The 23,338-nt window shown below is 33.3% G+C and carries 27 protein-coding genes; 11 read left to right on the forward strand and 16 right to left on the reverse strand.

Features of this window, described 5'->3' with window-relative positions; translation table 11 throughout:
* The first annotated feature begins 1 nt into the window (after position 1).
* From cls to ACE94K_RS08185, 8 genes are all read left to right on the forward strand, one after another.
* Positions 2–1,423, forward strand: a complete 1,422-nt coding sequence (cls, locus tag ACE94K_RS08150; RefSeq protein ID WP_378182587.1) for a cardiolipin synthase — start codon at positions 2–4, stop codon at positions 1,421–1,423.
* 13 nt (positions 1,424–1,436) lie between these two features.
* The gene (locus ACE94K_RS08155; protein WP_378182590.1) at positions 1,437–2,228 is read left to right on the forward strand and encodes a patatin-like phospholipase family protein; all 792 of its coding nucleotides are present in this window, start codon (positions 1,437–1,439) and stop codon (positions 2,226–2,228) included.
* Positions 2,225–2,857 carry a Crp/Fnr family transcriptional regulator gene (locus ACE94K_RS08160; protein ID WP_378182593.1) on the forward strand — a complete coding sequence of 211 codons (633 nt, stop codon included), beginning with the start codon at positions 2,225–2,227 and terminating at the stop codon, positions 2,855–2,857. The genes ACE94K_RS08155 and ACE94K_RS08160 overlap by 4 nt, the downstream gene beginning before the upstream one ends.
* A gap of 274 nt (positions 2,858–3,131) precedes the next feature.
* A complete protein-coding gene (locus ACE94K_RS08165) occupies positions 3,132–3,932 on the forward strand; it encodes a sulfite exporter TauE/SafE family protein (protein ID WP_378182596.1) in 801 nt (266 codons plus the stop codon).
* Between the two features lie 108 nt (positions 3,933–4,040).
* Complete coding sequence (locus tag ACE94K_RS08170; RefSeq protein ID WP_378182599.1) at positions 4,041–5,453, forward strand: rhodanese-like domain-containing protein; 1,413 nt, start codon at positions 4,041–4,043, stop codon at positions 5,451–5,453.
* A gap of 15 nt (positions 5,454–5,468) precedes the next feature.
* Complete coding sequence (locus tag ACE94K_RS08175; protein WP_378182602.1) at positions 5,469–6,104, forward strand: class I SAM-dependent methyltransferase; 636 nt, start codon at positions 5,469–5,471, stop codon at positions 6,102–6,104.
* A 33-nt stretch (positions 6,105–6,137) separates the two neighbouring features.
* The gene (locus ACE94K_RS08180) at positions 6,138–6,695 is read left to right on the forward strand and encodes a YeeE/YedE family protein (RefSeq protein ID WP_378182605.1); all 558 of its coding nucleotides are present in this window, start codon (positions 6,138–6,140) and stop codon (positions 6,693–6,695) included.
* Between the two features lie 4 nt (positions 6,696–6,699).
* Positions 6,700–7,113: a DUF6691 family protein gene (locus ACE94K_RS08185; protein WP_378182608.1), complete on the forward strand. Its 414-nt coding sequence runs from the start codon at positions 6,700–6,702 to the stop codon at positions 7,111–7,113.
* On the opposite strand, the gene ACE94K_RS08190 is transcribed toward ACE94K_RS08185, so the two are convergent.
* From ACE94K_RS08190 to ACE94K_RS08255, 14 genes are all read right to left on the reverse strand, one after another.
* The gene (locus ACE94K_RS08190; protein WP_378182611.1) at positions 7,102–8,106 is read right to left on the reverse strand and encodes a 2-hydroxyacid dehydrogenase; all 1,005 of its coding nucleotides are present in this window, start codon (positions 8,104–8,106) and stop codon (positions 7,102–7,104) included. The genes ACE94K_RS08185 and ACE94K_RS08190 overlap by 12 nt on opposite strands.
* Entirely contained in the window at positions 8,087–8,758 is a 672-nt protein-coding gene (locus ACE94K_RS08195) for a hypothetical protein (RefSeq protein ID WP_378182614.1), read from the reverse strand. Before ACE94K_RS08195 ends, ACE94K_RS08190 begins: the two co-directional genes overlap by 20 nt.
* Positions 8,751–9,263, reverse strand: coding sequence for a hypothetical protein (locus tag ACE94K_RS08200; protein WP_378182617.1), 513 nt, complete (start codon positions 9,261–9,263; stop codon positions 8,751–8,753). Before ACE94K_RS08200 ends, ACE94K_RS08195 begins: the two co-directional genes overlap by 8 nt.
* A 12-nt stretch (positions 9,264–9,275) precedes the next feature.
* Positions 9,276–9,719 (reverse strand): hypothetical protein, encoded by a 444-nt coding sequence (locus ACE94K_RS08205; RefSeq protein WP_378182620.1) that lies wholly within the window; start codon positions 9,717–9,719, stop codon positions 9,276–9,278.
* A gap of 151 nt (positions 9,720–9,870) precedes the next feature.
* Positions 9,871–10,314 carry an Hsp20/alpha crystallin family protein gene (locus ACE94K_RS08210; protein ID WP_378182623.1) on the reverse strand — a complete coding sequence of 148 codons (444 nt, stop codon included), beginning with the start codon at positions 10,312–10,314 and terminating at the stop codon, positions 9,871–9,873.
* Between the two features lie 95 nt (positions 10,315–10,409).
* Positions 10,410–10,823 carry a hypothetical protein gene (locus tag ACE94K_RS08215; protein ID WP_378182626.1) on the reverse strand — a complete coding sequence of 138 codons (414 nt, stop codon included), beginning with the start codon at positions 10,821–10,823 and terminating at the stop codon, positions 10,410–10,412.
* Between the two features lie 287 nt (positions 10,824–11,110).
* A complete protein-coding gene (locus ACE94K_RS08220) occupies positions 11,111–12,481 on the reverse strand; it encodes an MBL fold metallo-hydrolase RNA specificity domain-containing protein (RefSeq protein ID WP_378182629.1) in 1,371 nt (456 codons plus the stop codon).
* 12 nt (positions 12,482–12,493) lie between these two features.
* Positions 12,494–13,336, reverse strand: a complete 843-nt coding sequence (locus ACE94K_RS08225; RefSeq protein ID WP_378182632.1) for a restriction endonuclease — start codon at positions 13,334–13,336, stop codon at positions 12,494–12,496.
* Between the two features lie 36 nt (positions 13,337–13,372).
* Positions 13,373–13,795, reverse strand: coding sequence for a hypothetical protein (locus ACE94K_RS08230; RefSeq protein ID WP_378182635.1), 423 nt, complete (start codon positions 13,793–13,795; stop codon positions 13,373–13,375).
* A gap of 12 nt (positions 13,796–13,807) precedes the next feature.
* Positions 13,808–14,659, reverse strand: a complete 852-nt coding sequence (locus ACE94K_RS08235; RefSeq protein ID WP_378182638.1) for a universal stress protein — start codon at positions 14,657–14,659, stop codon at positions 13,808–13,810.
* Positions 14,660–14,726: 67 nt separating this feature from the next.
* Complete coding sequence (locus ACE94K_RS08240) at positions 14,727–15,575, reverse strand: universal stress protein (protein WP_378182641.1); 849 nt, start codon at positions 15,573–15,575, stop codon at positions 14,727–14,729.
* A gap of 130 nt (positions 15,576–15,705) precedes the next feature.
* On the reverse strand, positions 15,706–16,557 hold the full coding sequence (locus ACE94K_RS08245) for a universal stress protein (protein WP_378182644.1): 852 nt from the start codon (positions 16,555–16,557) through the stop codon (positions 15,706–15,708).
* Between the two features lie 166 nt (positions 16,558–16,723).
* Positions 16,724–17,641: a universal stress protein gene (locus tag ACE94K_RS08250; RefSeq protein ID WP_378182647.1), complete on the reverse strand. Its 918-nt coding sequence runs from the start codon at positions 17,639–17,641 to the stop codon at positions 16,724–16,726.
* 12 nt (positions 17,642–17,653) lie between these two features.
* Complete coding sequence (locus tag ACE94K_RS08255) at positions 17,654–18,502, reverse strand: universal stress protein (protein ID WP_378182650.1); 849 nt, start codon at positions 18,500–18,502, stop codon at positions 17,654–17,656.
* 144 nt (positions 18,503–18,646) lie between these two features.
* Between ACE94K_RS08255 and ACE94K_RS08260 the strand changes: the two genes are divergently transcribed.
* The gene (locus ACE94K_RS08260; protein WP_378182652.1) at positions 18,647–18,877 is read left to right on the forward strand and encodes a hypothetical protein; all 231 of its coding nucleotides are present in this window, start codon (positions 18,647–18,649) and stop codon (positions 18,875–18,877) included.
* A 25-nt stretch (positions 18,878–18,902) separates the two neighbouring features.
* Here the strand turns inward: ACE94K_RS08260 and ACE94K_RS08265 are convergent, their stop codons facing one another.
* Positions 18,903–19,814, reverse strand: coding sequence for a universal stress protein (locus ACE94K_RS08265; protein ID WP_378182655.1), 912 nt, complete (start codon positions 19,812–19,814; stop codon positions 18,903–18,905).
* Positions 19,815–19,931: 117 nt separating this feature from the next.
* On the opposite strand from ACE94K_RS08265, the gene ACE94K_RS08270 reads away from it, so the two are divergent.
* Entirely contained in the window at positions 19,932–22,331 is a 2,400-nt protein-coding gene (locus ACE94K_RS08270) for a heavy metal translocating P-type ATPase (RefSeq protein WP_378182658.1), read from the forward strand.
* Positions 22,331–22,936 (forward strand): pyridoxamine 5'-phosphate oxidase, encoded by a 606-nt coding sequence (gene pdxH / locus ACE94K_RS08275; protein ID WP_378182661.1) that lies wholly within the window; start codon positions 22,331–22,333, stop codon positions 22,934–22,936. Before ACE94K_RS08270 ends, pdxH begins: the two co-directional genes overlap by 1 nt.
* Positions 22,937–23,056: 120 nt before the next feature.
* Here pdxH and ACE94K_RS08280 read toward each other — a convergent pair whose 3' ends face one another.
* Entirely contained in the window at positions 23,057–23,278 is a 222-nt protein-coding gene (locus tag ACE94K_RS08280; RefSeq protein ID WP_378182664.1) for a DUF2892 domain-containing protein, read from the reverse strand.
* Positions 23,279–23,338 lie beyond the last annotated feature (60 nt).

The raw sequence follows: 23,338 nt of genomic DNA on the forward strand, positions 1-23,338 counted from the left end.
GATGCTGTATGTTGTTTTTCTTATTCTATATTTTTTAGCAGGATCAGTAATCGTAATTAAGTTAATATTATACGGTTTACGTCCAACCAAAACCCTGGCTTGGATGTTAGCCATCTTTACGATCCCTGTCGGAGGCATGTTATTCTATTTGCTGTTAGGTAGAAACAGAAGAAAGAACAAGCTGTTTCAATTAAAACGAACAGATGAAATCATTTCCTATTTAGAAAAAGCAGAAAGCCATTATGAGTCTGTTACAGATGAAGAGTACCAGGAACATCGTAAGCTTATCAAACTTATTACAATGAACTGTGGATTCGCTCCAAGTGCAGGAAATAAGCTAAAGCTTCTTAAGAATGGTGATGCCACATTTAAAGCTATTTTTGATAGTTTGAAAAAAGCAAAACATTTTATTCATCTGCAATATTATATTTTTGAGGATGGAGAATTAGCAGAAGGGCTGTTCGAACTTTTCAAACAAAAATTAAAAGAGGGAGTGCAAATACGTATTCTTTACGACGGAATAGGCAGTAGATCACTAAGCAAAAAGTATATCAGAAAACTTCAGAAAGCAGGAGTAGAGATCTATAGTTTTTTACCGGTGAAGTTTGGTAAATTTTTATCGTCTTTAAATTATAGAAACCATCGCAAAATTATCGTGGTGGATAATAAAATAGCCTTTACTGGTGGGATCAATGTAGCCGATAAATATGTAAAAGGCGACCCTGATTTAGGGATCTGGCATGATATGCATTTACAGCTAGAAGGGCCAGTTGTACATAGTTTACAGGCAATATTTGTAATGGATTGGTTCCTGATCAGTAATCACGAAGATATTTTGAGTCCATCATATTTCACAACGTATAAAAAAATGGGCAATATGACTGCTCAAACGGTACATAGCGGTCCGGATGAAGATTTTTCTGCTACTAGACAACTGTATTTTTCTCTGATCAATGAGGCCAAAGAGTACGTGTATATCGCCAATCCCTATATCATCCCGGGAGAAGCCATTCTCGAAGCATTAAAAGTGGCCGCATTAAGCGGAGTAGAAGTAAGATTGTTATTATCTGATATTTCTGATAGTAAGATAGTAAGATGGTGTGTACGATCTTATTTTGAAGAACTGTTGGAGGCTGGAGTTAAAATATACCTGTTTTCAGATGGTTTTCTTCATAGCAAAACAATAGTTGTCGATGATACTGTTTCTTCTGTAGGTACTACCAATCTTGATTTGAGAAGTTTTGAGCAGAATTATGAAGTAAACGTGGTAATCTATGATGATTCTTTTGCAGAAGAATTAAAAAATGATTTTTTAAGCGATTGTAAACAAAGTATTCAGCTGGACTATACTACTTTTGCAAGCAGACCTTGGATAGAAAAGTTAAAAGAAGGAGTGGCTAAAATTTTTAGTCCGGTTTTGTAAAAAAAATCAATATATGGAGACCTCAAAAAACATTGGCTTGGTACTCTCTGGCGGAGGGTTTAAAGGAGTTGCACATATTGGAGCTATCAAAGCTATTGAAGAAATTGGTTTGATTCCAAGTTATGTTTCTGGTACCAGTGCCGGTGCTATTGTTGGATCATTATATGCAGCCGGATATACCATAGAAGAAATCAAAGATTTTTTTGGAAAAACACCGTTGTTCAAATTAAACAGATTTACCAGAAAGAAAGCCGGATTTTTGGATTCTGAAAAATATGCCGAAGACTTGATTCATTATTTTCCAGAGAATTCTTTTGAAAATTTAGAGAAAAAACTTTTTATCACCGCCACCAATTTGGTAGAAGGAACAGTAAAGGTTTTTAGTAAAGGAGAATTAATTAAACCGATATTAGCGTCAGCAGCTTTTCCCGGCGTATTTTCTCCTGTAAAAATTGGAGATCAATTGTATTCTGATGGTGGGATTTTAGATAACTTTCCGATAGAACCCTTACAAGCGCATTGTGATATGATTATCGGAATTGATGTCACGCCCATTAAAAAACCAAAAATATCTGATTTTAAACATTCATATAATGTGATGCAGCGTGCCTACTATTTGCGGGCTATGCCAAATTCTGAAACAAAGTTTAAACTTTGTGATCTTGTGATTCAGCCAAAACAATTAATTAACCACGGAATTTTTAGTAGTGGAAATCTGGATAAAGTATTTCATTTGGGATATGAAGAAGCCAAACAACAATTAGCACAATATTTTGAGAATCAAAAACAACAACAAGAACAATGATTCAGGAACTTAAAAATAAGTATGGACATCTTTTTGAAGATGCACTTCTAGAAGAGATCAATAGCGTAGCTACTTTTAAAGAAGTTCAGGAAGGCAATGAATTGATAAAACCCGGAAGTTATATAAAGTCCATGCCCTTAATCATTAGTGGTGCAATCAAAATATTGAGAGAAGATCAGGATGGTGATGAATTACTATTATATTTTTTGGAAAGTGGTGATACCTGCGCAATGACATTATCTTGCTGCTTAGGTCATCATAAAAGCGAAATAAAAGCGATCGCAGAAACGGATTCTAAATTAATCATGATTCCTGTCAGTAAAATGGAAGAATGGACAGCAAAGTATAAATCCTGGAGGAATTTTGTTTTTGAAAGTTATCATAAACGATTAATGGAAGCTATAGAAACCATCGATAGTATTGCTTTTCTAAAAATGGACGAGCGATTACTAAAATATCTGAAAGATAAAACCAAAGTCAATAATGAAAACGTGGTGAACAATACCCATCAGGAAATTGCCTATGACCTGCATACTTCTCGTGTGGTTATATCCAGATTACTCAAAAAATTAGAGGTAGAAGGCAAGATAAAATTAAATCGCAATAGTATTAAAATTTTGAGTCTTTGAAGTTAATGAATGAATTAGGTTGTTGTGGATTCGCATTCTAAAGCGTAGCTTTAAAAAAGTGTCTTTTCTTTTGTTTTTCAGCGCCTCATCTGGCGCACTCTTATCAGGGTACCCTTTGTGCGAGCAAAGAAAATGAAAAGAAGTTTTAATCATAGTTGATTAGTCTAATTTTTAATTCAATTTATTTAGCTGAAAAATTAAATAGTTAACTTCTATGTAACTAATGTTACTGTGCTTACCCTCATCCAAGTTTATTTTTGTCTAAAAATAATTAATGGAGATAATGGAAGTATTGGGTTATTTAGGAGCATTAACTATTGGCGTTGTATTAGGTTTAATAGGAGGCGGGGGTTCTATATTAACCGTTCCCGTTTTTGTATACATAATGCATATCAATCCAGTTACTGCAACAGCATACTCGTTATTTGTGGTAGGATCTTCTGCCCTGGTTGGAGCAATCAAAAACCTAAGAAAAGGATTGGTTAGTTTCAAAACCGCTATTGTGTTTTCAATTCCTGCCTTTATCGCTGTGTATCTGACCAGAAAGTTTTTGGTTCCGGCAATACCTGACGAACTTTTTTCTATAGTTGACTTCACCATTACCAAAGATATTGGGATCATGGTGTTTTTTGCAATCATCATGTTGATGGCTTCGATTTCTATGATAAAAAATAAAAAAGAAGTACAAGAAAAAGAAGAGCACATTTCTTATAATTACCCATTGATCCTCGTCGAGGGTTTGGTTGTGGGAGCTTTAACAGGTGTTGTAGGAGCAGGAGGTGGTTTTTTAATTATTCCGGCTTTGGTGTTATTTGCAAAATTACCGATGAAAAAAGCGGTGGCTACATCTTTACTTATCATAGCAATAAAATCATTAATAGGATTTTTGGGTGATGTCGAAAACCTGGAGATTGATTGGGGTTTCCTCACGCTCTTTACCGGCATTTCGATTATTGGGATATTTATAGGAATGTATATCTCTAATTTTATTGAAGGTAAAAAATTAGAAAAAGGATTTGGATGGTTTGTTCTGGTGATGGGAATTTATATTCTAATCAAAGAATTGATATCTTGATGATTTGTAACAATTGTTACTGTAAAAAGGTAATTTGAGTTGTATTTTTGAGCATAAATAATGAAACCATACACTTCGGTTTACGAAGTTTAAAATAGAATAAAAGATATGAAGATAGAACAAATATATACAGGATGTCTGGCACAAGGCGCTTATTATATAGAAAGTGCAGGAGAAGTAGCGATTATAGATCCACTAAGAGAAGTAAAGCCATATATCGAAAGAGCAAAAAATGATGGGGCTAAAATCAAATATATTTTTGAGACTCATTTTCATGCAGATTTTGTAAGTGGACACGTAACTTTAGCAAAAGAAACAGGCGCTGAGATCATTTATGGTCCCAATGCGAACCCGTCTTTTGAGGCAACCATCGCAACTGATGGACAAGAGTTTATCCTTGGTGATATTACGATAATAGCACTTCATACTCCGGGACATACCATGGAGAGTACTACGTATTTACTAAGAGATAAAAATGGTAAAGATCATGCTATTTTTAGTGGAGATACCTTGTTCTTAGGAGATGTAGGGCGACCTGATTTAGCGCAAAAAGCGGCAGATATGACTCAAGAAGAATTGGCAGAGACGCTGTTTGATAGCTTACGAAATAAAATTATGCCTTTGGCAGATGATGTGATTGTGTATCCGGCTCACGGAGCGGGATCAGCTTGTGGTAAAAATATGATGAAGGAAACGGTGGATTCTTTAGGAAACCAAAAGAAGATGAATTATGCGTTACGAGCAGATATGACTAAAGAAGAGTTTGTAAAAGAAGTGACCGAAGGTTTACTGCCACCACCACAATATTTTCCTTTAAATGTGAAACTCAACAAAGAAGGTTATGAGGATATAGATGAAGTTTTGGAAAGAGGAACAAAACCATTATCCCCCGAAGAATTTGAGATTTTAGCGAATGAAACTGGGGCTGTAGTATTGGATGTTAGACATCAAAATGAATATGTAAAAGGGCATATCCCAAGATCTATATTTATTGGAATTGACGGTAGCTTTGCTCCTTGGGTAGGCGCTTTAATTGCAGATGTACAACAACCTATTTTATTGGTAATACCAGAAGGCAGAGAAGAAGAAACAATTACCCGATTATCTCGAGTTGGATTTGATAACACTCTAGGATATCTTAAAGGAGGTTTGGATGCGTGGAAAAATGCAGGTAAAGATTATGATACCATATCATCAATAACAGCAGAGGAACTTAAAAATAAATTAAACACAGAAGAGCCTGAAGTTTTTGATGTGAGAAAAGAAAGTGAATTTGTTGCAGAACATCTTAATAAAGCCAAAAACTCTCCATTAGATTTTATTAATGAATATATGAATGATTTTCCTGAGAATAAAACTTTTTATATACACTGTGCAGGAGGATATAGATCTGTTATTGCAGCATCCATTTTGAAGAGTAGAGGTATTCATAATCTTATCGATGTAGCAGGTGGTTTTGCAGCAATGAAAGCAGCAGGTATGGATACAACAGATTATGTCTGTCCTTCTACTTTGAAATAAAATCGAAGACTATAAATGAAGGAGTCGGATAGAAAAAATCACTGGGAGCATGTTTATAAAACTAAAGAGCTAAAGGATGTAAGCTGGTATCAAAAGTCTCCGGAAACTTCTTTGGATTTCATTAAATTTTTTAAAATTCCTAAAAACGCAAAAATTATTGATGTTGGAGGAGGAGATAGTTTTTTGGTAGATCATCTTTTGCAATTGGGATATACAGATATTACTGTTCTCGATGTCTCTGAAACTGCTTTAAAAAGAGCAAAAGAAAGGTTAGGAATACTTGCAGAAAATGTAGTTTGGATTGTGGCAGATATTGTGGATTTTAAACCAAAAGAAACCTATGATTTTTGGCATGACAGAGCAACATCACATTTTCTTACTGACAAGGCAGAGATTGATAATTATATAAAGTCTATCCAAAATAACCTAAACCCAAATGGAATATTGGTAGTCGGTAGTTTTTCTGAACAAGGTCCGACCAAATGCAGTGGAATTGATGTCAAACAGTATTCAGAAGAGTCGATGAATAATTTGGTAAAACCATATTTCGAAAAGATAAAATGCGCTTATGTAGATCATCAAACTCCCTTCGATACAACTCAGAATTTTATTTTCTGTGGATTCAGAAAATTAGAAAGAACTTTGAAATAAATAAATAAATCAAAAATTAAAAGTTGAATAACAATGAATTGGATATATGAACCTTGGCCCTGGTACGTTTCAGGACCATTAATAGCTTTAGTGATGTTTCTATTGCTAATGATTGGTAAAAAGTTTGGTATGTCATCCAATCTTAGAACAATGTGTACTATATGCGGGGCAGGAAAAGCCGCTGGTTTTTTTAGATTTAACTGGAAAGCGCAACGCTGGAACCTTGTAGTAGTTTTAGGGGTTATTATCGGAGGCTTTATAGCTCAAAATTTTTTGTCGAATTCTACAGATGTTGTTTTAAATCCTAAAGTAGTAACTGATCTTCAGTCCAAAGGATTTTACAGTGCCGGTGATGCTTATTTACCAGAAAAACTATTTTCTAATGATGCTTTTACAGATCCAAAAATCTTGGCTATACTTATTATCGGAGGATTTTTGGTTGGTTTTGGAGCACGTTATGCCGGTGGATGTACTTCTGGTCACGCGATTTCTGGTCTGAGTGATTTACAAATACCCTCACTTATTGCAGTTGTAGGGTTTTTTATTGGCGGTTTAGCAATGATACATTTAATTTTTCCCTTAATATTTTAGATACATGCGCACTATTATATATTTACTTATTGGTATTTTTTTCGGAATCGTTTTGTTTAAATCAGAAGCAGCATCTTGGTTTAGAATTTATGAAATGTTTCAATTTGCATCCTTTCACATGTACGGAATTATTGGGGCTGCAGTTGGTCTGGGTATTATTGTGGTTCAATTGATTAAAAAATTCAATGTAAAATCAGTATATGGTGAAAAGATCACCATCGCGCCAAAAGAGAAAAGTTTTAGTCGGTATTTACTGGGTGGAATTATCTTTGGATTAGGTTGGGCATTGGCAGGAGCGTGTCCTGGTCCTATGTTTGTTTTGGTAGGAGCCGGTTATTTACCCATTCTAATTGTAATTGGTGCATCAATTGCAGGAACTTTTGTATATGGGTTGTTAAAAGAGAAGTTACCGCACTAGTTCCTTGGTAAGTTCATTTTTTGGAGTGCTGTTTTGTTGCCAACAGTTGATGTTATAAAAAGTAGTTTCAGCAATATTAGTTAAAGCTTCTTTAGTGGCAAATGCCTGATGCGGTGTGATCAGAACATTGGGTAAATCCATTAGGTTTCTTAATAATTTATCATTTGGTTTTGCGTGAGATCGATCATAGAAGAATACATTATGTTCATACTCATATACATCTGCTCCGTAAGCTGCAATCCTTTTCCACGTAAGTGCTTCCAATATTTCTGAAGTATTCACTACAGCACCTCTGGCAATATTGATGATAAAAACCTCGCGTTTCATGAACTGTATAAGATCTGCATTGATCATATAGTGTGTTTCTGAATTAAGAGGAACACTGAGCATAATAATATCTGATTGTCGACATAGTTCTGAAAGTTCCAGATATTGAATATTGTACTTTTCTGCAAAACTGACATCCTTGTCGATATCGTTGGCAATCACTTTACAGCCAAAACCATTCATAATCTTAGCGATTACTTTCCCAATTCTTCCGGTTCCTATGACTCCAACGGTTTTGTTATGAAGATCAAATCCTACCAGGTTGCTCAGAGAAAAATTGTAGTTATGAACTTGCTTATTGGATAGGATAAGTTCACGGTTTAAAGCTAACAATAGAGCAACTGCGTGTTCTGCAATGGCATTAGGAGAATATTCTGGTGTGTTAGCAACTTTTATTCCTAGTTTTTGTGCTGTTTTTAAGTGTATATTATCGTAGCCGGCAGATCGTAATGAGACATACCTAACTCCAAAATCGTATAATAATTCTAACACTTTTGAAGAAGCATCATCTGCCGAAAAAATGGATATGACATCAAATCCTAGAGCGAGCATTGCCGTTTTGGAAGTTAGTCTTTCAGGAATGTATTTGATTTGATATACATCACTATTTGCTTTTTCCAGAAATGGAATTTCAAAGTCCTTGGCGCTATATATCAATATCTTCATTATTCAGTTCTTCTTCAATGATTAATAGTTTTTGACCTTTCAGAGCCCAGATTAATACTTTTACATAATCTCCTACGGCTTTTTTTATATTTTCTGGTTCTGTAATATCAATAGATCCTTTCCAGATTAATTCTCTTTCTTTATCAGGGCATATACAATATAAGGAAGTTTCTGCGTGATAGACCTCATATTCTTCATAATAACCATCCTCGTAGTAAATATCTTGGTTTTGGTAATAATCGTCTTTAAAACTTTTAAAATCTTTGTCCAGATTTCTATAGGCTTGTACTACAGTGACTTTATCTTCTATAGCAAGTACTTTGGATAATAGAATTGCGTCAAAACCAGCTTCCAGCAGTTGCCCCTCTATGGCTAATAGATCTTCTTCGGTTTTGGGTGACTGGGTAAAGGATTTTTCAAAAAAATCAAGGCTTTTTTCCGCTGCAACGCCGTTTTTTTTAAGCGCTTGGGTCAGTTTTTTTTCAAATACTTTCCTTCCATCGGTATCGGCTGTCATTCCTATTACCAATACTTTATTGGCCTCAAAAGTATCAATATCAGGATTTTTCCAAACTTCTACTAGCTCACTTGATGAGCAACTTACTAATAATCCTATAGTTGCTATTATGATATGAAGGCGTATTTTATTCATTGTTTCTTTTTATTATTTGATTAAGTCGATTTGTTATAATGTCAGTATAAACAGACGTTTTTTCAATAATTGATTCTCCAGAGATCACGTCTACATCTTTCAATGCGATATTACTGCTCCCAACAGTGGATAAAATAATGAGCTTATCTAATTGATCGGGATGATTCTTTATGAATCTTTTTACATTACGAGGCGGACTTCCATACTCCCATGAGTTTATAAATATTAACGCATCCCACTTTTCTAGATTTACAGTAAACAAGGTATATACATCAATTACTTTAAAATGAATCGTATCCTTTTCATATCGTCTCAAAATTCCTTTAACTACAGAATCTTTAAACTGGCTACCTTGAGATGCTATTAAAACTTTCGTTTTGGCGTTAGCATCGTTAACCTCAAAAGGAATCACCGTATCCATAGAATACGTATATTCATACCAAGCCCAGAATCCTGCACCGAGCATTATAAGAATAAACCCTAATTTTTTTAGTATACTTATCAAATACCTATGCTGTTAATTTAATAATCGTTTTTGTTTCCCTTTTTTGATAATATTTTTGATTAGATCAAATATTCTTCTTTTTGTTTGTTTATAGGTTTCAAAATATGCACTCACTTCTACCACTAATTTTTGATGATGTTCTTTGTATTGTTTTTCTTCGGCAGGTTGATCAATACCGTCAACCAGAATAGTAAGTTCATTACAATGTTTAATTACTTTTTTTAGTAAGGGGTTCAGGTTTTTTTGACTTTGATTGAGTTCATTAATTATCTCACTACTCTTCTCAAAAGTTTTTTCTGAAATTAGTTGTATAGTATAATTTTCTATTAATTCATCTAAAAAATGCTGTTCATCTTTGATGAACTTTAACTCAGAGATCCAATGAAGAGAAGCTTCGTGCAATTCTTCTGCGCTTTTCCACTCTATATATTTGATATTGGGTTGTTTCGATTTCATCTGTTTACATTTTATAGTTTATTTGAAGTCAGCTGTAAGTAACCAGTTTATAGGTAGGTTTTAAGAAAGATTATTTTAAAAATCAGTAGAAAACATATGATACGGCAGAAAATAACTCCCCCAAAATTATTTTCTGCCGAAAATTTTGAGATTATTCTATCTCAATTACTTTTTTAGGCTGTACTTTGGCTTCTTCTTTTTTCAATAGATTAAGTGTCAGAACACCATTTTTGTATTTGGCTTTTACAGCTTCATTTTGATCTACACTAGTAGGTAATTGTAACTTTCTGTCAAAAGAGTTATAATTAAATTCTCTACGAGTGTAATCTTTCTCTTCTTCTACTTCTTCTTTGCGTTTTTCTGCGCAGATATGTAGTACATCATCTTCCATGGTTACTTCAATATCCTTTTTTGAAAAACCAGGAACGGCTAGTTCAATTTCAAAGTCATTCTCATGTTCTTTAACATTCATTGCGGGTAAATTTCTGTCTTTGATAAAAAAGTCATCTGCAAAAAAGTTATCAGTATCCATCCAATTAGAGATGGTGTCATTGAACCAGGGGAATCTGTTTCTGTTAAATTTGATTATGGACATAATGTTTAGGTTTTAATGTTAAGTATTTTGTTTTCAAGTGTCTTAAAGATAATTGGTTAGGTTGATTTGTACTATGACAAATATCAGTTCGTACGCTATTTTTTATTATGCTTCAAAATGCCACCAGCGTAATTGAATACTTCAGATTTTAGCTTTCTGAAATCCTTATAAAAATTATTAAAACGATTCTTTAAAGATTCATGTTCTTCATAGTAATAATGATCACAAGAAATGGTATCACATTCAAGCATTCCGCCTAAATCACTTTCGTGCTTTCGTATTTCTTCATTCAATATTTCTATCTCTTTTTCTATGCGACTAATTTCTTGTTTGAACTCTTGTAATCGTTCGAAAAGATTAGGTGTTGTTGGTTCAAAAACGTAAGAGTGTAGTAATTGGTTAATAAATAGTACTTCACCTTCGATAAACTGTAAACTGGATTTTGATTCTAACGTATCAAAATGAATATCTCTAAGATCTTTATTTGTTGTATTTATTTCGGTTGCCATGGTTTTAATTTTTAAAAGATTACGTGTAGATTAATGTACCTGTTGTACATTATGATTTTTTCATTCAACATTCGTCGATTCAAATGTCACGGACAGATGTATCGAGAAGAAGATTTTGGATCAAAAAAGCTACGTTCGATATCTATACAATTTGGTAGACAGGTTGACGCTTTTATTTAGCATTTCTTTCAAAATAAGCAACGAGTTAATTAACTATGCTATATACAAGTAAGCTAGTTAAAAATTGAAATGTAAAAAATGATAAAAATCAGGTTATTGTTTTATTTTCAGACAATTATCTCCTGTGTCTCATTGATTTTTGGAATATAAGTTTTCCAATGGAGGGTATCTCTTAGTTTGTTGTTAAATGCTTCTGAAGCTGAAGGTTCTCCGTGAATTAGAAATACCTTTTCCGGGATATTTTTGATCTTACTGATCCAATCTAATAATTCAAATTGATCGGCGTGAGCAGATAAGCTTTCAATATGATGTATCTTAGCTTTTACAGGATAGTATTTGCCAAATAATTTTATTTCGTGAACTCCTTCCTGTAATTGCCTGCCGCGTGTTCCTTCGGCTTGATATCCTACTAAAAGGACTGATGTGGTGTTTACATCTACCAATTGTTTTAAATAAGTCAACACTCTTCCTCCGGTTACCATTCCGCTACCTGCAATTACAATTTTGGGTCTTGGATTATCAATGACTTCCCAGGTTTCTTTATATGAAGTAACAATATTAATATGATTGCATAGGGCATAGTAGTCTTTCATAGGTAATTTATGCCAATCCGGAAATCGTTCAAATACAGATAAGACATTATTTCCCATCGGGCTATCTACGAATATGGGAATATCCGGAATTCGGTTTTTTTGGTACAGTTTCCATAATAAATACATCAAGGTTTGTAAACGTTCTACAGCAAAAGAAGGGATAATTAATGTTCCCCTTTGATAAAGGGTTTCATTGATTAATTCGATCAACTTTTCTTCAACATTTTGATCAGGATGTAATTTATTACCATAAGTACTTTCTATAAACAGAAAATCTGCCCAATCCGGTTTTTGCGGCGGTCTCAATAATAAGTCATCCGGTCGTCCCACATCGCCTGAGAAAACCAAGGTTTTTCCAAAAAGATTCAATTCGATAAAACAAGCACCTATGATGTGCCCATTATATTTAAATTTATATTGTATATCCTCTGATATAGAAATCCAGTTGTCTTTTTCTTGTGCTTTGAAATATTGTAATGTTTTTTCTACATCTCTAACAGTATAAAAAGGTAACGCGGGATTGTGCTTAGAATACCCTTCTTTATTTGCTTTTTCAGCTTCTTCTTCATGAATTTTAGCACTATCACGCAAAATAATTTCTGTGATTGCTAAGGTCGGGGCAGTACCGATAACATCACCTTGAAATCCTTGTTTCACTAGTCTTGGTAGATATCCGGTATGATCCAGATGTCCGTGAGTAAGAAGAACAATATCGATAGCAGAAGCATCCACAGGAAACTCTTTCCAATTGAGTTCTCGTAGTTCTTTAATACCTTGAAACATTCCACAATCAATCAAAATATTCTTTTGTGGGGTTTCTATATAGAACTTAGACCCTGTGACAGTTCTTGCAGCTCCTAAGAAGTGAATTTTAACTGATACCATATGCAGATCTTTTTATACGTTACATAGCATTTTTACTTCGTGAAGTATTTTTTGCTTTCTGTTCTCAGAGATACCGAGATGATCTAAATAAAACAGATCTCCTATCAATTGTCTTAGCAAAACAACATTTCTGCTTAACAAAAATTGTTTTTCCCTATTGGTCAAAAGGGTTGATACAGTTATGGGATATAAGCCCAAACGATCAATCCGGTCTCTAAGTCCATTGTTTTTTGGATAATCCCAACTTAGGAGATACAATCCGGCACATTTGCCATATTGAATGGCATCTTTGGTAAATCTAGTATTCGTTACAACCCATCCTTGATTGGGTTTTATGTCTTCCGTTTCTTTATCTTTATAATTATTGAGAATATCTATATATCTAGAACGTATGTATAACGGTATTTTAACATTACAATTACGTCCTTCTTCACTATGAAATTTACATTCTATTATCATATAATCACTATTCTTCTTAGCAATTACATCCACTTCGTGAGAAACACATTTACCAGATAATATGTGACCGATGCTTACTTGATATCCTGAATATTCTAGGATTGCCCCCACGAATCTTTCAAATGGAAAACCGGTAGGGCCGAGTTCATAAATCGCTTTCTTGAGTTTGTATTTTGAAGCAAAAACAGTTTTTTGTTTTTTAAGTAAGGCAAATGCCCTGTTGTATATCTCTTTTGTAGAGATGCCTTGGTATAGTTCATCTCTAACTGTATCAATGATTTGTGTAACGGTTTTAGTGTCAGCACCGCTTCGTTTTAGTGAATTCTGTAGTTTGCTTAAAGAGAATTTCACTTTTTCTCCAGAAGATTTTAGGATGTCGAAATCTTCGTTTTTCATGGATATCGTACCAAAAGATGAATATTGGAAAATGTATTAAATCAAGCGTTGTTTGGGTTTTTTAAAATAATCCCGGATCAGGGCTTTGGTCTGATTTTCGGTCATGCTATCTGCTTTGAGAACAGCTTTTATTTTTTCAGCTATATTCTTATAATTTGTTGCTAATTCTTTATAAAACTTTTCACCAGCTTCTGCGGGACCATAAATTACAACATTATCGGCCTTTTCGATATAAGGGATTATTTTTTTAAAGTACGCTTTAAATTGATGCTTTTTGCGTTCCAGATATTTACTGTCTTGCACCACATCTTGTGGTCCTCCTTTAAACCGTGAACCTGAACCGCCGTGGATACGATAATCTTCTATTTCAGAAAAAATAGTGGTCGTATCTTCTGTATTTTCCTGGACCTCTATGATAAGGGCTTTTTCTTTGTCCATCCATATTCCTGTATTTTTCATAACTAATAGATTTTAATTTTTCAAGTCGTGCAATGCTAATACTGGTACTTTAGAGTGATATCCGAGGTCCTTTACCATGGGTCTGGAAAATATGCTTCCGAAAAAGCTATGTTTTCTATTGATGAAAGTAATCATATCGCTACTTCTGCTTTCTACAAATGAACTTAAACCTCCCTTTACATCAACATTGTGTAAGATGTGGAATGTATGAGGAATATCTTCAAAATACTCTTGTAAAAGTTTTTGATTATTTTTTTGTTCTTCTGTCAAAGTATCGTCGTTAGATATATATAAAAAACGTACAGCTGCATGGCTAATTTTGACTATTTCAATAAGATATTGCAATTCTCTTCTTTTAAAATTTGTTTTATAATCTGTAGGAAATACAATTTCTTTTGGTTTGGCGTAGGTCACATTTTCAGGAATTGCCATAACTGGACAATTTCTTACTTTCTCCATTACTAAAACCGTGTTACTACCATATACGATATCTTTTGCATTAGTAGCTCCTTTGGTTCCCATAATGACCATTTCAATATCTTGTTTATCTACTATATCCTTGATGCCTTCAACAAGACTATTGAACTGCGAGATCATAAAAAAATTATGAAGCGGATAATCGTCTCTAAAGGATAGTCTTTCTAAAATTTTTGCCAATCCTTTTTCTGATTTTTCTTTGGCTTCATCATATGTTTTTTCTCCCGGTTCTGGTACCATCATGCTTTCCAGGGCATAACCGGTGGCATTAAATACGTTGAGAATATAAAAATCACATTCTTCATTTTTATAAAGCTCAATAGCATAACTTATAGCATTCCAGGCATTTTTAGAAAAATCCGTGGGTAGTAAGATTTTCTTTTTCATGAGAATAGATTTTAAGAATTAATAACTATAATGTAAAAACTTTTTGAGCAGAAAACTATGATAATTATCAGCTGGCATCAGGTATAACCAAGAAAGGAACGGATGGGTGAAATCCTATTTTCTTAATAACAGGTTCGTGGGTAATGTCTTCCATTAAACTATGTCTGTAATTTACCATCACTAATAAGTCAATGTCTAAATCATCTATAAAATCATTAATAAGTTTTGACTTTTGGCCACCTTTTGATATCCAATGGACACTATGTGTGAAATCTGCCAAATGATTTTTTAAAGAAGTGTAATTGTGTTCTTGAATATCATCTAACTTCTCTTCTTCATTAACATGAAAAATTCTTATGTTAGCATTAAACAATGATGCAATATCGATTAACGGTTTTAATTCTTCTGCAATGTAAAACCTTCTAAAATCCGTCGGAAACGCAATCTGTAATGGTTTCTCGAATTTATATCCATTTGGTACCATTAGAACGGGACAGTTATGTATTTTTTGAACTACTTTAACGGTATTACTACCCATAAACAGGGTTGAAATACCGGTTGCACCTTTGGTACCCATAACGACCATATCAATATTCTTTTTTTTGATGGTTTTATTAATGGTTTCTGTCAAATCTTTAGAAACAGAAATGGTTTCAAAAGTATGGTCAAGATCATCAGTATCTCTGATAATCGAATGAAAAGTTTCTATTAGTCCTTCTTTAGATTGAGCGCTTAGCTTTTGATATAATTGATCTCCTTTGCTGGTATCTATTCTACCTGTAAAAACTGGGGTTTTAACCTCAAAAGTATTGAGAATAAAGAATTGACACGCTTGATGCTGAAATAATCTGGCAGCATAAAAAAGAGCACTATAGGCATTATTTGAAAAATCTGTAGGAACAAGTATTCTTTTCATGGTTCTTTGGTTTTTAATTACTTCATAAAACTATCGCCAAAAAATCAGGAATACTATGACAATTCTCATATTGCCGAAAAACTATGTTTGATACTATTGGTAGCAGAAAATAGATACTATGCTGAGGTTATTACATATGATCTGCTGGAATGACTAAGAACGGAATTTTGGTTGTAAACGTCATTTTTTTAATTACTTCTTCTCGTGTCAAGCGTTCAATAAAACTGTGTGGATATTTTATCATTGTTAATAGATCTATTTCTAACTCCTCGATAAAAGCCTGGATTCCTCTTTCAATGGTTGAGAATTCCGGTATTACGTGAAAATCAAATTTCACATTTTTAAAAAAGTTTTCTAAAGTGGTTGAGTTGTAGCGCTGTACAGTGCTTAATTTTGGTTTATCATAAATGTGAATCATCCTTACAGTAGCACTGTTATGTTTTGCTATATCTATAATGGGTCTGACTTCTGATTTATGATAGATTCTTTCAAAATTGGTGGCAAAAGCAATGTTTCTAATTTTTTCAAAATAAGCCTCCTCGGGAACAATCAAAATTGGACAATGAAATTCGTTTTCGAGTACTTTCTTAACATTACTTCCTAAGAAAATCTGTTTTGAACTTGTAGTACCCTTAGAACTCATTAGAATAAGATCAAATTGATGATTTTCGGTCATTTGCTTCAAAGCTTTAACTAAAGAACCGGGTTTTGAAATTTTCTTGAAAGCATGTTTTGGAGAAGGATTGGCATTTTTTATATCTTCCAGCGTCATTTTTAACCCTTCTTCTGATTCTACTTTAATAGATTCATAAAAATATCCAACTCTTTGCGAACTTAATGTAGTAGCTAGTCTAACCGAATTGAGATCATAGGTATGAAGCACGTGAAATTCACACTGAATGTCTTGGTACATATCCATTGCATATACCAAAGCGTTCCATGCCTTATCAGAAAAATCTGTTGTTACCAAAATTCTTTTCATCTTTTTATGATGTATTTAGTAAGATAACTTTGTTTCTATAGGGTTGATCTGGTTGTACTACTTGTTATTTCCGATCTTTTATTTAAGATGAATCGAAACATTATATAACCATCACATTATTTATTTTAAGAACTAGATGAGTTTTTGCTCAGGTACTGTAGGTTATTTATACTGCTAAACCCTCATCTTCTTTTTCTTTTCTTTTTTTACCAGCCTCATCTTCTTTAGGATTGGATCCTATTCGTTTTTCTGATGGAATTACTAAAAACGGAATATTAGTGTGGTATGCTATCTCATTGATTACTGGTTTGAATAATAGGTTTTCAAAAAACGAATGTTTGTTATGAACCATAACCAGCATGTTTATAATATTCATTTTTTGGAAATCTTCAACCGCTTCTATAACATCCATTCCATCTGCGATGTGAAAAATATGTGCATTATTGGTAAAATAAGTGTCTATAAATTCTTTTGTTGTTTTTTGATCTTTATTTAAAGAGACACCGTAATAAGCATTGAGTATATGAAGTCTCGATTCATGTCGGTCACAAATATCTTTGATCAGAGGGATGTATTTATTAGTCGCGCTAAGATAATAATCTGTAGGAAATAAAATTTCTTTGGGTTCTTCATACTCAAAATCAGAAGGAACAGCCAGAACTGGGCACTTTACTTTTTTGATTGTATACATTGTGTGAGTACCAATAAAAATTTCTTTGGCTCCGGTAGCTCCTTTGGTACCCATAACGATAAGATCAATATCATAACGATCTACTGCATCTTTGATTTCATTGATCAGCATATTAAATGCTGAAATCCTTTCAAAGGTATGTTTTGGATTATTGAACTCTTTTTTTATTCTCTCTTCCGTTCTTTCGATATCCCTTTTTGAATTCATCATTGCGATGTCTTCCATACCATAAGGCATTGGGTTTTCAATCAGATATCCTACATTATAGGATACAGGTGTAAAAGTATTGAGGAGATAAAATTTACATTCTTCATTCCTGAAAAATTGTAATGCATAACGTATCGCATTATAAGCGTTATCAGAAAAATCGGTAGGTAATAAGATCCGTTTCATAATTTCCTAATTTTAGTTTCTTTGTAAGTTTTGCATCGCTAGAAATGGTATTTTGATATGTAGTCCAATCTTATCAATGGTTGATTGATATAATACGCATTCCAAATACGAGTGCCTTGAGTTTATCATCACTAACATGTTGATGTTATTTTGTTCAATATATTCATTAATTGCTGTTGTAATGTCAGTGTCTTCTTGTGTATGAAATAATAGTTCTATATCGGGCAAACATTCTTTTAAAAAATCTTTATTGTCTTCCTGTCTTATAGATAGTTTTTTATATTTTGAAATATGTAAAAAGTGAATCGAAGACCTGAAGCTTTTGGTTAAGGTACTTAGTAATTTTAATTCCCTTCTTTTGTAAGGCAACATATAATCGGTAGGGAAAAGAATATTTTTTGGTGGATCATAGCTGCAATCTTCAGGTATTACCAGTACTGGACATTTTACATATTTAAGTACTTGTAACGTATTACTGCCAAATGTAATCTCACGGTCATCTGTTTTACCTCTGGTGGCCATGACAAGAATATCAAAATTTTGATCGTCTACCAGATCATTAGCCTCATCTATAAGAGTTCCGAAAACTGACATCGTTTCATACTGATGTCTTGGATTGGGAGAGATCTGATCAATATGCGAACGAATTTTGGCTAGTTCATTGTCAGAGTTTTCCTGTGTCTTTGTTTTTAAATCTTCCAAAATTTCACGAGAAACTAAAGCGTTATGATCATATACTTCATCGGCGTAAGCATGAAAAATTAAAAACTCACATTTTTCATATTTAAATAACTCTACAGCATATTGAATGGCATTCATTGCGTTTTTTGAAAAATCAGTAGGGATCAATATTTTTCTCATTGTACAGTTATTCTTAGGTGTTCTTTCAAAACTAGAAAACCAGAAGCTTAGAAACTATGATTTTTATCAGCTGAAACTTTAATTTGGCTAAATCTTAAGAAGAAGTATGCTCCATTTTTTTTATCTTTTAAATAAAAAATAGTTATGAAAATTTCGGGAATGGTAATGATCATCATTACTACACTATTGTTGTTCTTAATCACCATTATGGTGACGATGGATGTTGAGTTTGGCTGGGTATTTTATCTTACTTGTTTTGGCCAGTTAATGGTAATATTAATGGTATATAAAGTTCTAACAGATCAATATTCTACAGATAAAACTTTTGAAGATTTCTATGAAGATCGTCCGATAAAGAGAGATCAAGATTTGTAAAAGAATTTAAGATCTCTATATCAAATTATTGTATTTCTTCTAAACTTGAACCTTTCTTGATTGTTTTAGAATAAGCAGCACTCATTCCTAATTCTGGTATGACTAAAAGCGGAACCTGTGTGTGAAATGCAACTGTTTTTATGACAGGTTCTCTAGTTAATTTATCTACAAAACTATGAGAGTAATTTAACATTGCTAACAGATAAATATCAAGTTCTTCTGTAAAAATCCTGATAGTTTTTGAAACGGAATCGCCTTTGGTTAAGGTATGTTGATAATATTTAATGTCTTTAAAATATTTCTGTAGCATTCCTAAGTTAAATTTCTGCTCTTCAGTCAATGAACCATCTTCGGTCTGTACATAAACGATTCTGATCGTTGCATTAAAAGATTTGGCGAGCTCAAGTAATGGGCTTAATTCTTCTTTACTATAAAAATGGGTAAAGTCTGTTGCAAAGGTGATTTCAGAAGGTTTAACGGTAAATGTAAAATTATCCGGCACTGCTAGTACTGGGCATTTTTTTACAGAATTAATAATGCGTACTGTGTTACTCCCCATAAATACTTCTTTGGTTCCTGTAGCACCTTTTGTCCCCATCACGATGAGATCGATTTTTTCGGATTTTACTACATCCTCTATCACATCTGTTAGCGACCCCAAAGCAGCAATTATTTCAAATTGATGCTTTTGATTAGGGTTCGTATGTGTGATTGTTGTTTTTAAGTGCTTCAGATTAGTTACGGCATTAGCTTTTACGGTATTTTCTATAGTACGCTCCGAGGGGATATCAGAAAGATGTACAGACTCATAAATTATTTTACTATACACGTTTAGAAGATAAAAAGTACAGGTTTCATCCTTAAAAAGTTCGGCGGCATAATCAATAGCATTCCAGGCATTATCCGAAAAATCTGTAGGTAATAAAATCTTTTTCATCTTTGATAGTATTATGGTGATATGCCAAAACTAAATCGTCATTAGGGGTAAAACTATGATTTTTATCATATTATATGCCTAAGGTCTTTTTCACTTTTGTAATCAAATTAGAAAAGTATGATAGAATCCACGTGTTATCATTGTGGGAATGATTGTGATACCTTAGCTATTACTTTTGACCAAAAAATATTCTGTTGCAATGGCTGTAAGACTGTATATGATATTTTTTCGAGTAATGATTTATCCTCTTATTATGACCTACAATCAGCTCCTGGTGCCATTCCTAAAGAAATTGAAAAAAAATACGATTATCTCGATACTCCTGCTATTGCTGAAAAATTAATTGAATTTAAGGATGGTAACACAGAGATTATTACATTGTATATTCCACATATACATTGTAGTTCTTGCATTTGGATATTAGAAAATTTATATAAACTGGAATCTTCAATTATGAATTCTCAAGTTGATTTTCCGAAGAAAACCGTTCGAATTACTTTTAATAATGATAACATTACACTTAAAGAGATTGTCATTTTACTTAATACTATTGGATATGAACCTTATATAAGTCTTAATGACTATTCTGAAGGGCAAAAACATATGAACAGAAGCTTGATCTATAAATTAGGTGTCGCAGGATTCGCTTTTGGTAACGTAATGTTCTTGTCTTTTCCAGAATATTTTGAGGTCTCAGAATATTGGCTGGAACAATATAAACATGTTTTTCGCTGGTTGATGTTTGCATTTTCTTTACCGGTTGTTTTTTATGCGGGACAAGACTATTTTATCTCTGCATTTAAGGGATTAAGATCTAAAATATTAAATATAGATGTGCCCATTGCTTTGGGTATTGCTGTTCTCTTTTTAAGAAGTACTACCGAGATCATATTTGATTGGGGTACCGGGTTTTTTGATAGTCTTACAGGGTTGGTGTTTTTCTTATTATTAGGTAGGTTTTTTCAACAAAAAACATATTCATTTTTGTCATTTGAGAGAGATTATAAATCTTATTTTCCAATTGCTGTGACACGGTTATTATTTGATAAAAACAGTAAAAAAAGTAAAGAAGAAAGTATACAGGTTTATGATATTGAAGAAGGAGATCGGCTGCTTATTAGAAATGGAGAATTAATACCTGTAGATGCAATATTAATGAAAGGTACAGCCAGAATTGATTATAGCTTTGTAACCGGAGAAAGTCAATCAGTTACTAAAACATGCGGAGATAAACTTTTTGCAGGAGGAAAGCAGCTGTATGGTGCTATCGAAATTGAAGCTACTAAAACGGTAGAACAAAGTTATCTCACGCGCTTATGGAGTAATGATGTGTTTACTAAGGATAAGTCTGCATCTTTTACAAATCTAACAGATACTATCAGTAAACATTTTACGATCGTTATTTTGTGTGTAGCAGTCGTCGCAATGACTTTTTGGTTATTGTATGATGCTTCAAAAGCCATAAATGTCTTTACAGCGGTATTGATAATAGCTTGTCCTTGCGCTTTGGCATTAGCAAGACCTTTTGCATTGGGTAATATGCTGCGAATTTTTGGCAAAAATAAATTTTATCTTAAAAATGCAGATGTTATTGAACAACTGGCACACGCAGACAGTATGATTTTTGATAAAACAGGAACCATAACCACCAATACCTCAAGTAAAATAAATTATGAAGGAATGGAATTGACCACAGAGGAAGAATCATTACTTAAAAACACATTAAGAGCGTCCAACCATCCATTGAGTAGAGCTTTGTATGATCTACTTGAGGAACATGATATACTAACCCTTGACGAATATAAAGAACATATAGGTAAAGGGATCGAAGCCAGATTAGCAGAAAGCACTATAAAAATAGGTTCCTCAAATTTTGTTGGAAATAAAGAACAGTCGGGAATACAAAACACAAATGTTCATATAAGCGCAAATGACGAATACAAAGGGCGCTATGTTTTTCATAATCAATACAGGAAGAATGTAAAAAAAGTTTTTGATACGTTAACCAAGGATTATAAACTGTCTATTCTATCCGGTGATAATGAAGGAGAAAAGCAACATTTGAAACAATTACTACCAGAAGGTACTTTATTGTTATTTAACCAAAAACCTGATGACAAATTAAATTATATCAAATCATTACAGGAGTCAACACAAAAAGTAATTATGATTGGTGATGGGTTGAATGACGCAGGTGCTTTGGCGCAGAGTAACGTGGGTATTGCGGTTTCAGAAAATGTAAATGTGTTTTCTCCAGCTTGCGACGCAATTCTAGACGCTTCTCAATTTGATAAAATACCAAAGTATCTCAACATTTCTAAAAAGTCAATTGATATTATCAAATCGAGTTTTATATTATCGTTTTTATATAATGCTATTGGATTATATTTTGCTGTTACCGGACAATTATCGCCAATTATTGCTGCGATATTAATGCCGTTAAGCTCTATATCGGTTGTTGTCTACGTAACGATATTAACCAATTGGAATGGAAGAAAAATAAAAGGCACAGATTAATGAATAAGTCCGATAATCATAACCCCATAGAACATTTTCAGAAATGGTTTTTAGAAGTAGAAAAAGCACATCCTGAAGATGAGGTTAATGCAATGGTATTGTCAACTAAAGGTTTAGATGGCTTTCCTAAAAGCAGAGTAGTACTGCTAAAACGTTTTACCTGGGAAGGATTTATATTCTTTACGAATTATAACAGTGAGAAGGGAAAAGCAATTGCCCAAGATAACAATGTTTCTGTTTTGTTTAACTGGATACAATCAAAACGAGAAGTCTTTATTTCTGGCAAGGCAGAAAAGCTTCCGGAAAATTTATCAGAAGGATATTTTGAATCTCGTCCGGAAGGCAGTAAGTTGGGTGCCTGGGCATCTGATCAGAGTAAGGTCATCACTTCTCGAGAAACATTAGAAAAACGCTTAAAAAAATACAAGACTCAGTTTCAAAATAAAGAAATTCCGAAACCTGAATGTTGGGGCGGATATCTAATCAAACCTTTTCAAATAGAATTTATAGAGCACAATCCATTAGTTGGCTTTAAACGTATTACCAGATATAAGTTGAGGTCTGATTATAGTTGGTCTAAACACATTAAATATTCTCAAAGCTGATGTTTTTTGATGAATTTTCATGTATAGATTATACCAAAAACATCAAAGAGATGACCTCACTTTTTACAAAAAAAGACGGTGTGCCAATTTTTTTATAATGTATCAAGATGGTTAATGTTGTTAATCTTCAGTCAGTCCACTCTTAACCTGACAGGTTTTTATTCCTAAAAGTCGGTACAAAGGACACCAACCCATAAATCCTGTAATGACTAAGACACCGGATATAGAAAGCAAAACGATTCCTATCGTTCCAGCGATATAGTTATTATAGAATAAGTAAGCCAATACGATACCGAGAATGATTCTGATTATTGAATCAATTTTTCCTAAGTTTTTTTTCATGAGTACCTGAATCAATTATTAATAATCTATTTCTAACAAAATTCTGAAAGAAATAGATAG

The sequence above is a fragment of the Aquimarina besae genome (genome assembly GCF_042434905.1).
Taxonomy (GTDB): Bacteria; Bacteroidota; Bacteroidia; order Flavobacteriales; family Flavobacteriaceae; genus Aquimarina.